The organism is Thalassospira povalilytica (genome assembly GCF_002844235.1).
In the GTDB taxonomy this organism is placed as follows: Bacteria; Pseudomonadota; Alphaproteobacteria; order Rhodospirillales; family Thalassospiraceae; genus Thalassospira; species Thalassospira povalilytica.
Window position 1 is genome coordinate 158,891 of the sequence record NZ_PGTS01000006.1, and the last position, 13,211, is coordinate 172,101.

At 56.1% G+C, this 13,211-nt stretch carries 9 protein-coding genes; 7 read left to right on the forward strand and 2 right to left on the reverse strand.

What is annotated here, in order from left to right; translation table 11 throughout:
* Positions 1-92: 92 nt before the first annotated feature.
* A complete protein-coding gene (gene putA, locus CU041_RS16145) occupies positions 93-3,896 on the reverse strand; it encodes a bifunctional proline dehydrogenase/L-glutamate gamma-semialdehyde dehydrogenase PutA (RefSeq protein WP_101247688.1) in 3,804 nt (1,267 codons plus the stop codon).
* Positions 3,897-4,100: 204 nt separating this feature from the next.
* Between putA and CU041_RS16150 the strand changes: the two genes are divergently transcribed.
* The 7 genes from CU041_RS16150 to CU041_RS16180 all read left to right on the forward strand — a co-directional run bounded on the left by CU041_RS16150 (position 4,101) and on the right by CU041_RS16180 (position 11,473).
* Positions 4,101-4,574, forward strand: coding sequence for an Lrp/AsnC ligand binding domain-containing protein (locus CU041_RS16150; protein ID WP_068518581.1), 474 nt, complete (start codon positions 4,101-4,103; stop codon positions 4,572-4,574).
* A gap of 124 nt (positions 4,575-4,698) precedes the next feature.
* Complete coding sequence (locus CU041_RS16155) at positions 4,699-5,310, forward strand: 2-hydroxychromene-2-carboxylate isomerase (protein WP_101247689.1); 612 nt, start codon at positions 4,699-4,701, stop codon at positions 5,308-5,310.
* Between the two features lie 293 nt (positions 5,311-5,603).
* Positions 5,604-7,214 (forward strand): carboxyl transferase domain-containing protein, encoded by a 1,611-nt coding sequence (locus tag CU041_RS16160; protein WP_101247690.1) that lies wholly within the window; start codon positions 5,604-5,606, stop codon positions 7,212-7,214.
* Between the two features lie 7 nt (positions 7,215-7,221).
* Positions 7,222-8,034 (forward strand): enoyl-CoA hydratase/isomerase family protein, encoded by an 813-nt coding sequence (locus tag CU041_RS16165; protein WP_101247691.1) that lies wholly within the window; start codon positions 7,222-7,224, stop codon positions 8,032-8,034.
* Positions 8,034-10,037, forward strand: coding sequence for an acetyl/propionyl/methylcrotonyl-CoA carboxylase subunit alpha (locus CU041_RS16170; protein WP_101247692.1), 2,004 nt, complete (start codon positions 8,034-8,036; stop codon positions 10,035-10,037). Before CU041_RS16165 ends, CU041_RS16170 begins: the two co-directional genes overlap by 1 nt.
* The gene (locus tag CU041_RS16175; RefSeq protein ID WP_101247693.1) at positions 10,037-10,966 is read left to right on the forward strand and encodes a hydroxymethylglutaryl-CoA lyase; all 930 of its coding nucleotides are present in this window, start codon (positions 10,037-10,039) and stop codon (positions 10,964-10,966) included. Before CU041_RS16170 ends, CU041_RS16175 begins: the two co-directional genes overlap by 1 nt.
* Positions 10,967-11,020: 54 nt before the next feature.
* Positions 11,021-11,473: a GNAT family N-acetyltransferase gene (locus CU041_RS16180; protein ID WP_233433139.1), complete on the forward strand. Its 453-nt coding sequence runs from the start codon at positions 11,021-11,023 to the stop codon at positions 11,471-11,473.
* On the opposite strand, the gene CU041_RS16185 is transcribed toward CU041_RS16180, so the two are convergent.
* A complete protein-coding gene (locus CU041_RS16185) occupies positions 11,470-13,140 on the reverse strand; it encodes a methyl-accepting chemotaxis protein (protein ID WP_170310279.1) in 1,671 nt (556 codons plus the stop codon). The genes CU041_RS16180 and CU041_RS16185 overlap by 4 nt on opposite strands.
* Positions 13,141-13,211 lie beyond the last annotated feature (71 nt).

Here is a 13,211-nt window from a genome sequence, read left to right on the forward strand (position 1 = left end):
AGGGCCGCATAGTACATAAAATAAAATGAATGAAAGAAAAATGGACCGGAATTTTCATCCCGGTCCATGCATCTGCCACCATCGCAGATGGATCAGTTTTCATCCATCGACATCAGCGACGCGTTACCACCGGCCGCCGTGGTATTGATGGTGATGGTCTTTTCCGTGGCAAAGCGATGCAGGAAGGCTTCATCAGGAAGCGCACCGTCATCTTCGGCACCGCTATCGGAAATCAGCGACAGGATCGCGCCATCGCGCTTTGCCAGAAGCTGTTTGAAGGCCGTAACCCGATCCAGCGGCGCGACACATGACACACCGGCGATCGCCCCGTCATACATCGCGCCAAGACCGGTATTGGTACCAACCGATTTGACCAGCTTGTCGGGCAATCCGGCATCGATCACCAGAGCCGGAATGTCGCCAAGCCACTTCTGATCACCGGCCAGAATAACCGCGTTACCAGCGGCGAGTGCGGCACCAAGATGGCGGATCACGCGGGCGGGTTCGGCATTCTTGTCGACCTGCACCAGATAGACACCGCGACCAAGGCAATAAAGGTCGTTGGTTTCACCGGTCGGACCGGGCATTCGTTTGGGTGCAACGAAACCGTTTTCGGAAACTGCCGCGAAATTGGCGATGTGATGTGCACCAGCAACAAGTTCGGCCTTGCCCGAAGCCTTCAGCTTTGCCGCAAGCTTTTCAAGAATGCGTACCCGTTCGTTACCATCAACAGCCTGCCAGCTTTCCTGGGCGTTCAGCATGGCGGCATATTCATCAGACGGAATGACATCCTTGACGATGATCGGTGAACGGTCATCAAAACCGGCTTCCTGATCGGCATTCCCGGTGACGGCAATCGGCTTGGCGAACCGTTCGACATAGTGCGGACCACCGGCCTTGGGTCCGGTTCCGGATTTGCCCTGCCCGCCGAACGGCTGAACACCGACCACCGCACCGATCATGTTGCGGTTCACATAGCAGTTGCCAACCCGCAATTTCTGCGAAATCTGACGCACGGTGCCGTCAATACGGGAATGGATCCCCATGGTCAGGCCATAGCCCGATGCATTGATCTGATCGAGAACCTTGTCAAGATCACGCGCCTTGTATCGGATCACATGCACGACCGGACCAAAGACTTCGCGTTCAAGAACATCAAGCGACGGAATTTCAAAGCAGTGCGGGGCAAAGAACGTGCCGTCCTTGCATTCCGGCAGAACATCACAGGCATGAAGCAGCTTGGCTTCCTTTTTCATGCGTTCGGCATGCGCTTCAAGGGTCTTGCGCGATTTTTCGTCAATCACCGGACCGACATCGATATCAAGGAATTTCGGATCGCCGACCCGCAATTCCTTCATCGCGCCAACCAGCATGTGGCACAGCTTGTCTGCGATATCTTCCTGAACAAACAGGACACGCAGGGCCGAGCAACGCTGACCTGCCGACTGGAAGCCGGAAATGATCGCGTCCTGCACCACCTGTTCGGGCAAGGCCGTCGAGTCAACGATCATCGCATTCTGACCACCGGTTTCCGCAATCAGCGGCAATGGAACGCCCGGACGTTTGGCAAGTGCCTGGTTGATCACCTGTGCGGTTTCGGTCGACCCGGTAAAGGCCACACCGGCAATACGCGGATCATTGATCAGCTGGTTACCAATAACGCGTCCCGGCCCGGGAAGCAGATTGAACGCTGCACCGGGAATTCCGGCCTCAAGGATCAACTCGGCGGCACGGGCCGCAACCAGTGATGTCTGCTCAGCCGGCTTGGCAATAACGGCATTCCCCGCGGCAAGGGCCGCAGTCACCTGTCCAAGGAAGATCGCAAGCGGGAAGTTCCACGGGCTGATACAGACGAACACGCCGCGTCCTTCAAGAACCGTTCCCTCGCGGAAGGTTTCCTCGGCCCGGTTTGCGTAATAGCGGCAGAAATCAACCGCTTCGCGCACTTCGGCAACGCCATCGGAATAAAGCTTGCCTGCTTCGCGCTGACACAGGGCGATGAACTCGTCCATATTGTCTTCAAGCAGATCACCCAGACGACGCAACGCATTCGCCCGCTCAGATGCCGGTGTCTTGTTCCAGATTTCATAGCCCTTGACCGCCACCGCAACAGCGGCATCAACATCGGCTTCGGTGGCCTGAACAAGATCACCGACCTTTTCGCCAAGTTTCGCCGGATTGACGACATCAATCGGCGTTCCCGCGACCAGCTTGCCATCAATCGACGGCGCAGCCGACCAGGTCTTGCGCTGGAATTCTGCAAGCTTGGCATTGAGCGGAAGCAGCTTGTTGGTATCGGTCAGATCAATACCGCGCGAATTGACGCGGCCCGCCCCATAAAGATCAACCGGTGCCGGGATCTTCGGATGGGTTTTGCGCGGAAGTGCCGCCATCTTTTCGATCGGATCGGCGATCATTTCCTCGATCGGAAGCTGCTCGTCCTGGATACGGTTCACGAAGCTTGTATTTGCACCGTTTTCAAGCAGACGACGCACCAGATAGGCCAGAAGGTCTTCATGGGTGCCGACCGGGGCATAAACGCGGCACGGGACGTTTTCGCCATCCTTGTCGACGATCTGCTCATAAAGGGCTTCGCCCATGCCATGCAGGCGCTGGAATTCAAACGTGCGGTCATTGCCCGCCATTTCCAGGATCGAGGCAACGGTATGGGCATTGTGGCTTGCGAACTGGCAATAGAATGCATCACGACGCGACAGCATCAGCTTTGCACAGGCCAGATAGGAAACGTCGGTCGATGCCTTGCGCGTAAAGCAGGGATAGCCTTCAAACCCGTTTTCCTGACTGAATTTGACTTCGGTATCCCAATAGGCGCCCTTCACCAGGCGCACCATCATTTTGCGGCCCACCTTGACCGACAGATCAGCAAGCCATTCCAGAACGTAATAGGCCCGTTTCTGATAGGCCTGCACGGCAAGACCATATCCTTCCCAGCCATCAAGTTCCGGATCGGCAAACACCGCCCCGATCACATCAAGTGACAGGTCAAGACGGTTGGCTTCCTCGGCATCGACGGTAAAGCCGATGTCATATTTCTTGGCCAGCAACGCCAGTTGTTTCAGCCGCGGCGTCAATTCATTCATGACGCGGTCATAATTGGCAAAATCATAGCGCGGGTGGATCGCCGAAAGCTTTACCGAAATTCCCGGGCTGTCGATCGGGCCGCGCCCATTGGCAACCCGACCGATATCATTGATCGCGTCTTCATATGCCTTGTAGTAGCGGTCGGCGTCTTCCATGGTGCGGGCCGCTTCGCCCAGCATGTCATAGGAATAGCGATAGCCCTTTTCCTCGTTCGCCTTGGCACGCTCGGCGGCCTCATCAATGGTGCGGCCCATCACGAACTGGCGGCCCATGATGCGCATGGCCTGATTGAAGGCCTTGCGAATGACCGGCTCGCCGGATCGTGCGATCATGCGTTTAAGCAAACGGCCCGGGTCGGCCTTTTCCGCCTTGCCAAACTTGATGACCTTCCCGGTCAGCATCAGCCCCCAGGTCGACGCATTGACAAAAAAACTGTCGGAATGACCCAGATGGCTTTGCCAATCCGCATCGAACAGTTTGTCCTGAATAAGTTTATCGGCGGTAACGGCATCTGGCACGCGCAGCAATGCTTCGGCCAGACACATCAGAATGACGCCTTCCTTGCTCGACAATTCATATTCATGGAGCAACGCATCAATGCCGCTTTTGCCATTGTCGGCCTTGCGAACATTGGCAACCAGCTGATAGGCGCGTGACTGAACGCGCGCGGTCTGTTCGGGGGACAGGCGCGCCTTTTCGATCAGACGTTCGACGGCGGCTTCTTCGTCCGCGCGATACGCATCACGGATCTGCTGGCGGATATCGTTGGGTTGGGGCAATTCAGCGCGGAACATGTCGTTCGACCTCTCCCTGGTATTATTGACTTTGACGGGTCGCAAAACAGCACAAAGCACTGCTTTTTGAGCCTGATGGCACCTCTATGGCCTCAAACATTAGTATTTCACCCTAAAAATGTGCTGCCATTTTTCCGCAAAATACGATATATCATCCAAACAATTCGCCTTTGTGCAGTCACAAACACTGGTAAGACATTCGATATGCAGAAGAACCAAAAGAGTCTCGACAAGATCGACAAGCAGATCCTGCGTGAACTTCAAAATGACGGACGCATGTCCAATGTCGAGCTGTCCCGTCGCGTCAATCTTAGCCCAACACCGTGTCTTGAACGCGTGCGCCGCCTCGAACAGCACGGGTTTATCACCGGCTATATGGCAACGCTTGACCCGCGCAAGCTGAACCAGTCGCTGGTTGTGTTCGTCGAAATCACCCTGGACCGCACAACCCCGGATGTTTTTGATGTCTTTGCCGCAGCCATCCGCAAGCTGCCGGAAATCGAGGAATGCCACATGGTGGCAGGCGGATTTGATTATCTTGCCAAACTTCGGGTTGAAGACATGTATGCCTATCGCGAGTTCCTTGAACGGCTGTCCTCGGTTCAGGGTGTCAGTCAGACTCATACATATGTCGTGATGGAAGAAGTAAAAGTCCGCCCGGGCATCACGATCCCCTGATCTGCTGTTTTTTGGTTGCTTTGCAATAGCTTAATGCCGCACTATCGAATAAAGACAAACAGGATGAAAACCTGTTTGGGTTGGTTATTGCCCAAAACAAAGCAAACAGATCAGGTGCAGGAATATGTCCGAAGTCAGCTTCTATTTCGATTTCTCCTCACCCTATGGTTACCTTGCTGCCGAGCGGATGGAAGAATTCGAATCGCGGGTTGGCGTTACGGTCATCTGGCGTCCCTTCATGATCGGTGCTGCGTTTAAGCAAACCGGGCAAAGTCCGCTTCTGAGCCAGCCGATTCGTGGCAAATATTTCCGCCACGACATGGAACGCTGTGCACGCCTGCAAGGTACACCGTTCAACATTCCGCAAAACTTCCCCTATTCCGCGCTGGTACCGACGCGTGCGTTTTACTGGCTTGAATCACGCTCACCATCACTGGCGCGCCGCTTTGCCAAGGATATCTATCGCGGATATTTCGCCGACGGGCTTGATATGGCCGATCCGGAAAATGTCTTTGCGGCAGCCACCCGCCATTCAATCAATCCCGGTGAAATGCGCCAGGCCGTCGAATCGCCGCGCTGGAAACAGCGCACCCGCGAAATAACCGACGAAGCCATCGCCATAGGGGCGTTCGGCTCCCCCTTCTTCTTCTATGAGGACGAGCCGTTTTTCGGAAATGATCGCCTCGATCAGCTTGAACAGTGGATTTCACTGCGCCGAAGCACGAGCGACAGTTAATCCACCCCACCCGAATTTCCCGATTTAATATTGGCCCCGTCACCACTGGATTTTGCAAAATCCGGGGCAACATTGATATGGCGGACCAAACTTCATCATTGCAGCGCAACGTAATGACAAACCAGAAACCCGCAGAAAACTGCGGATAACCGATGTGCGCATTGTATATATACAATTCCGGTACTAAAATACCGATTTAATATTGACGCTTACGTAAACTTACCCCATAACAACCTCATGAACGCCAACCCATCGGGCGACGGATTGCCCATAACAAACGGTGCAGACGGACAATGACGGTACTGAAATCTGCGGTGAATTCCCGCTCGGAAGAATTCCGCAACAATGCCGAACACATGGAAAAACTGGTGGCTGACCTGCGTGAACAGATCGCCGCAGTCAAACTTGGTGGCGGGGAACGTGCGCGCGAACGTCACACCAGCCGCGGAAAGCTTTTGCCGCGTGAACGTATTCGCCAGCTTCTTGATATCGGATCGCCATTTCTTGAACTTTCCCAACTTGCCGCACATGGCATGTATGGGGACGAAGATGTCCCGGCCGCCGGCATCATTACCGGCATTGGCCGGGTGTCGGGTGTTGAATGCGTCATTGTCGCCAACGATGCGACGGTCAAGGGGGGCTCCTATTACCCGATGACCGTCAAAAAGCACCTGCGCGCCCAGGAAATTGCACTCGAAAACAATCTGCCCTGCATCTATCTGGTCGATAGCGGCGGTGCCAACCTGCCCCGTCAGGATGATGTATTCCCCGATCGCGACCATTTCGGGCGCATCTTCTTTAATCAGGCCACCATGTCGTCCAAGGGCATCCCACAGATCGCCGTGGTCATGGGGTCCTGCACGGCGGGCGGTGCCTATGTCCCAGCCATGTCCGATGAAAGCATCATCGTTCGCAAACAGGGTACGATTTTCCTGGGTGGTCCGCCGTTGGTGAAGGCCGCGACCGGCGAAGTCGTTTCGGCCGAGGACCTTGGCGGTGCCGACGTTCATTGCAAAACATCGGGTGTTACCGACCATTACGCACAGGACGACAATCACGCGCTGTCGATTGCGCGCGACATTGTCAAAAACCTGAACTGGACAAAGAACCCCGGCCTGACCCTGACCGAGCCGCGCGCGCCGGCCTACGACCCGCGCGAAATTTATGGCGTTGTGCCGACCGACACCAAAAAGCCCTATGACGTGCGCGAAATCATCGCGCGCATCGTCGACGGTTCGGAATTCGATGAATTCAAGGCCCAGTACGGCACCACCCTTGTGACCGGCTTTGCCCGTATCTTTGGCTATCCGGTCGGGATCATTGCCAATAACGGCATCCTGTTTTCCGAAAGCGCCCTTAAAGGGGCGCATTTCATCGAACTGTGCGCCCAGCGCGGCATTCCGCTGGTGTTCCTTCAAAACATCACCGGCTTTATGATCGGCCGCAAATATGAAAGCGGCGGCATTGCCAAGGATGGTGCAAAGCTTGTGACCGCCGTTGCCACCGCCAATGTGCCGAAATTCACCGTCCTGATCGGCGGATCGTTCGGGGCTGGCAACTATGGCATGTGCGGGCGCGCCTATAGCCCGCGCTTCCTGTGGATGTGGCCAAATGCCCGCATCTCGGTCATGGGTGGCGAACAGGCGGCAAATGTTCTGACCCAAATTCGTGCCGATGCCGCCGAAAAGCGCGGTGAAACCTGGCCCGAAGCAGAACAGGAATCCTTCAAGGCCCCGATCCGCGATCAATACGAAGAACAGGGCCACCCCTATTACGCATCGGCGCGTCTGTGGGATGATGGCGTGATTGATCCGGCTGACACCCGCATGGTTCTTGGCCTTGGCCTGTCGGCAGCCCTTAACAAACCGGTCGAAGAAACCCGGTTTGGCGTCTTCAGAATGTGAGGCCGTCATGAGCAATGTAAACAGCAATAACATGACTGATGCCGCCATCTGCGAAATTGCGCTAAACGGTGTCGCAACCATTACACTGAACCGCCCGGACATTCACAATGCGTTTGATGATGTTCTGATCGCGGACCTGACCGGCAAAATCGAAACCCTTGATGCCGATCCACTTGTCCGCGTCATCATTCTGACCGGGGCTGGCAAAAGCTTTTCGGCCGGCGCCGACCTGAACTGGATGAAGCGCATGGCGGGATATAGCCACGGCGAAAACCTTGCCGATTCACGGGCACTTGCCAAACTGATGAAGGTTTTGAACTTTGCGTCAAAACCAACCATCGCGCTGGTCAACGGGGCTGCCTTTGGCGGCGGGGTTGGCCTGGCCGCGTGCTGTGACATCGTGATTGCATCTGATCGCGCCAGTTTCTGCCTGTCCGAGGTCAAGCTTGGCCTGATCCCGGCGGTGATTTCACCCTATGTGGTCGAGGCCATCGGGGTTAATCAGGCCCGCCGTTATTTCCTGAGCGCCGAACGGTTCAACGCCGAAACAGCCAAACAGATCGGACTGGTGCATGAAATCGTTGCGGGTGATGAACTGGCTGCGCGCGGCGATGAAATGGCAAATATTCTGCTGGCCAACGGACCCGCAGCCATGCATGCCGCCAAGGACCTGATCTATGCGGTTGCCAACAAGCCGATTTCGGACGCCGTCATTGACGATACCGCGCACCGCATCGCCGATCAGCGTGCCAGCGATGAAGGCCGCGAAGGCGTTGGTGCCTTTCTGGAAAAACGTCCCGCGAACTGGAGCAAGAAATAATGCCGCGTAAATTACTGATCGCCAACCGCGGTGAAATTGCCTGCCGCGTGATCAAGACCGCCCGTCGCATGGGTATTGCAACCGTTGCCGTTTATTCCGACGCGGACGCCAATGCGCTGCATGTCAAACATGCTGATGAGGCCTATCACATCGGCGCCCCCGCCCCAAAAGACAGCTATCTGCGCACCGACCGCCTGCTTGAAGTCATCGCACAATCAGGTGCCGATGCGGTTCATCCGGGCTACGGGTTCCTGTCGGAAAATGCCGGTTTTGCCGACGCGCTTGAAAAAGCCGGTTGCGTCTTTGTCGGACCACCGGCAAGTGCCATCCGTGCAATGGGCTCCAAATCCGAAGCCAAGAAAATCATGGATAAGGCGGGTGTGCCGCTTGTCCCCGGCTATCACGGTGAAGATCAGGACCCCGACCTTTTGGCCGCGGAGGCCGACAAAATCGGTTATCCGGTTCTGATCAAGGCATCGGCCGGCGGTGGTGGCAAGGGCATGCGCGCCGTTGAAAAGGCATCCGACTTCAAGGACGCCCTGATCAGCTGCAAACGCGAAGCCGCCAGCAGCTTTGGCGATGACCATTGCCTGATTGAAAAGCTGATTGTCAAACCGCGCCATGTCGAAATTCAGGTCTTTGCCGACAGCCATGGCAATGCGGTTTACCTGTTTGAACGTGACTGTTCGCTTCAGCGTCGCCACCAGAAAGTGATCGAAGAAGCCCCTGCCCCGGGCATGAGCCAGGAACTCCGCGCCCAGATGGGTCAGGCTGCCGTTGATGCCGCCAAGGCCATCGGTTATCAGGGGGCCGGTACGGTTGAATTCCTTCTTGATGCATCGGGCAGTTTCTATTTCATGGAAATGAACACCCGCCTTCAGGTCGAACATCCGGTGACCGAAAAAATCACCGGCGAGGATCTGGTGGAATGGCAGCTTCGCGTTGCTGATGGTGAAAAACTGCCCAAGGCACAGGAAGAACTGTCGATCAACGGCCATTCGTTCGAAGTTCGCATCTATGCCGAAGACCCTCAGAACGATTTCCTGCCGGCCACCGGCAAGCTTGTGCATATGCGCATGCCGCGCGAAACCGACCATGTGCGCGTCGATACCGGCGTGTATGAAGGTGGCGAAGTTTCGATCCATTATGATCCGATGATCGCCAAGCTGATCACCTGGGATGTTGATCGCAAATCGGCGCTGCGCCGTATGGCATCGGCCCTTGATGATGTTCAGATCGTCGGAGTCACCACCAATACCGGTTTCCTTGGCAATATTGCCCGTCATCCGGCCTTTGAACGCGGCGAAGTCGAAACCGGCTTTATCCCGCATTATCAGGATGATCTGATCCCGGCACCGGCAACACCCGACAACGAGGCCCTGGCATTTGCCGCCCTTGATATCCTGCTGACCCGCGATGCCGAGGCCGCAGCACATGCAGCCCAAAGCAACGATCCCTATTCGCCCTGGAACAGCACGGCCGGTTTCCGTCTGAATGATGATAACCACCATGACCTGATCCTGCGTCACGAAGGATCGGACATCGCGGTAAAAGTCCATTACCGCGACAGCGGCTATGTCATCGATATGCCCGATGGTAGCGCTATCATCGCGTCTGCCGATTATGATGAAAACGGCGCGATTGTTGCCAAACTCGATAATGTTCGCAAACGGGCCACGGTCCTGTGTGACGGCAATCGTATGACAATATTCCGCGCCGGTCGCCTTGATCGTCTTGATATCTTTGATCCGCTGGCAGCAGCCGGTGGCAACGAAGGTGCCGGTGGCGGTCTGACCGCCCCGATGCCCGGTAAAATCATCGCCGTGATGGCAGAACCCGGCCAGACCGTAACCGCCGGGGACAAGCTTGTCGTCATGGAAGCGATGAAAATGGAACACACCATTTCCGCCCCCGTTTCGGGCACGGTCAAGGAAGTGTTCTTTGCCGTCGGCGATCAGGTTGATGATGGCGCCGAACTGATCGCGATTGAGGAGGCCCAGTAATGGCCGCGATTTCCGATCTGCCAAACCAGGTTAAAATCGTTGAAGTCGGTCCGCGTGACGGGCTTCAGAACGAAAAGACCATGGTTGCGACCGCCACCAAGGTGGAATTGATCAACCGGCTGAATGATGCCGGACTATCGGTGATCGAGGCCACCGCCTTTGTCAGCCCGAAATGGGTGCCGCAAATGGCCGATGCGTCCGAAGTCATGGCACAGATCACCCGCAAGTCTGGCGTGACCTATCCGGTGCTGGCCCCGAACCTTAAGGGGCTGGAAGCCGCCATTGCCAGCGGCGCAACCGAGGTGGCGGTATTTGGCGCGGCATCGGAAAGTTTCTCGCAAAAGAATATCAATTGTTCGATTGCCGAAAGCCTTGATCGTTTTCGCCCGGTAACGGATGCCGCCCGCGCGGCCGGTCTTGCTGTCCGCGGCTATGTATCCTGCGTTTTGGGCTGCCCGTATGAGGGCGATATTGCCCCTGCAAAAGTCGCCGAGGTTTCCAAGGCCCTTTATGACATGGGCTGTTATGAAATCAGTCTGGGCGACACCATTGGAACGGGCACCCCGACCAAGGCACAGGCGATGATCGACGCCGTTGCCAAACATGTGCCGGTCGAAAAACTGGCCGCACATTTCCATGACACCTATGGTCAGGCACTGGCCAATTTGCTGGCGGTTCTTCAGATGGGCGTTGCCACCATCGACAGTTCGGTTGCGGGTCTAGGCGGCTGCCCCTATGCCAAGGGGGCCAGTGGCAATGTCGCGACTGAGGACGTTATCTATATGCTGAACGGCCTTGGGATCGAGACCGGTATCGATCTTGAAAAGCTTGCCGAGACAGGAAGCTGGATTTGTGATCAGATAGGAAGATCAAGTGCTTCGAAGGTCAATTTGGCCTTTGCGGCAAAGCGGCAAACTTCCGGGGAATAATGAATGGGCCCGTCAAATTACAGCTTCCGACGGGCCACCCCAAATGATCTGCCAATGATTGGGCGCTGGTTGCATGTCCCAGAAGTCATTCGCTGGTGGGGCGATCCGGTCGAACAGATTGAACTGATTTCCGAAGATGTCGAACTGGCCGAAATGGCAACGCTGATTGTGTCATACCGCAATCGGCCCTTTGCCTTTGCCCAGCATTACGACGCCCATCAATGGCCACAGGCGCATTTTGATCCCCTGCCCGCCCAGACACGCTGTCTGGATGCGTTTATCGGGGTGCCTGACATGATGGGATGCGGGCATGGCCAGATGTTTTTGAAAACGCTGGCCCGCATGCTGTTTGAACGCGGTGCACCAATGATCGGCATTGACCCGGATCCCGAAAACGAACGCGCCATCCGGTGTTATGAAGCCATCGGTTTCAAGGCCGGGCGGGAATATGAAACGGCGAAGGGCCCCTGTCTTTTGATGACCCTTACGCCGTCTGATCTTGCCTAGGCTGCCCGTACAGAATTCAGGAACTGCTCGACCTTGCTGCGCAGGTTTTCGGACTCCTTGGACAATTCTGCTGCGGCACTAAGAACCTGCTCGGCCGCGGTACCGGTTGAATCGGCTGCTTCATTCACGCTGACAATATTGGTGGTGACTTCGGATGTCCCAACCGATGCCTCCTGGACGTTTCGGGTGATCTCAAGGGTCGCCGCCCCCTGTTGTTCGACCGCACTTGCAATTGCTGCCGAGATTTCGCTGATCTCGGCAATCGTCGTCGAGATCGAGGCAATCGCATTCACCGCACCATTGGTTTCATTCTGAATGCCGGTGATCTGGGCTGTGATATCCTCGGTCGCCCGCGATGTAGCGGTCGCAAGGTTTTTGACCTCTGCGGCGACAACGGCAAAACCCTTGCCCGCATCGCCGGCACGGGCGGCCTCGATCGTGGCGTTCAGGGCCAGAAGATTGGTCTGTTCCGCGATGTCGCTGATCAGGCCGACAACATCGCCGATCTTCTGGGCGGCTTCGGCAAGGCCGCGCACCTGTGCGTTGGTTTTTTCCGCATCCTCGACCGCGCGATGGGCCACTGCCGTGGACTGATTGACCTGCTGATTGATTTCAGCAATCGACGCGCTGAGTTCTTCGGTGGCACTGGCCACGGTCTGAACATTGGTTGATGCCTGTTCGGCAGCCGCGGCAACAATGCCCGACTGGCGACTGGTTTCTTCGGCCGTGCTGCTCATGCCGGTTGCGGTCGCCTGCATTTCGGTTGCGGCTGACGCCAGTGTTTTCAGAACCACCGAGATATCCGCATCAAAGCCGGTTGTCAGTTCACTGATTTTCCGGGCACGCTGTTCGCGGACCTTGACGGCCTCGGCCTCCTGGGCAGCCAGTTCATCAGCCCGGATCATATTCTGTTTGAAGACCAGAACCGCCTTGGACATATTGCCGATTTCGTCGCGGCGATCCTGACCGGGAATTTCAACCTGCTTGTTACCACCGGCAAGATCATTCATCGCATCGGTGATCTTGCGGATCGGACCGGAGATACCCGCACCGATGAACCATGCCGCTGCAATCCCGAGTATGATGGCAAATCCCGAAAGGACTTCGCTGATGATGACCGACTGTTCGGCCGCGGCTGTTGCACGCGGTCCGATTTCATCCTGTTCGGCTTTGACATCAAGTTTCAGTTCTTCAAGTTCCTTGGCGACAATCGGACCAATACGGTCAAGGGTATTGGTCACGATATCTGCGCGCGCCGGATCGCCAGTTGGCAATGCCACCAGCCTGTCAAACGCTTCGGAATAGATTTTAAGGTTCTCGCCCGCCAGACGTGCATCTTCCTTGCGGTCATCTTCGGTCAAAAGCGCCGCCAGCTCATCATTGAGTGCGGAAGTCGCGGCAAGGCGGTCCTTGACCCGCTGGGCAGACTGGGCATTTCCGGTCAGCAGGTAATCTTTTACAGCAACCCGTGCTTCGAGAAGGTTGGCCTGCACACGACCGGCCTGGTTGGATTGCAATGCGACCTGTCGATAGCGCACAAAATCATCCCCCACACTGCCAATCGACAGCACCCCGATCATGGAGACGCCCGCCAAAAGGACAAGGATGACCCCAAAGCCACCAAACACCTTTGCCGATATTTTCAGATTGTTAAATGCCGCGATCATGAAGCGCTCCTATCGCCAAGTCGCCCGACATAGACTGGGCTTATTTAAATATAAGAAAAGCAAAGGCTTGC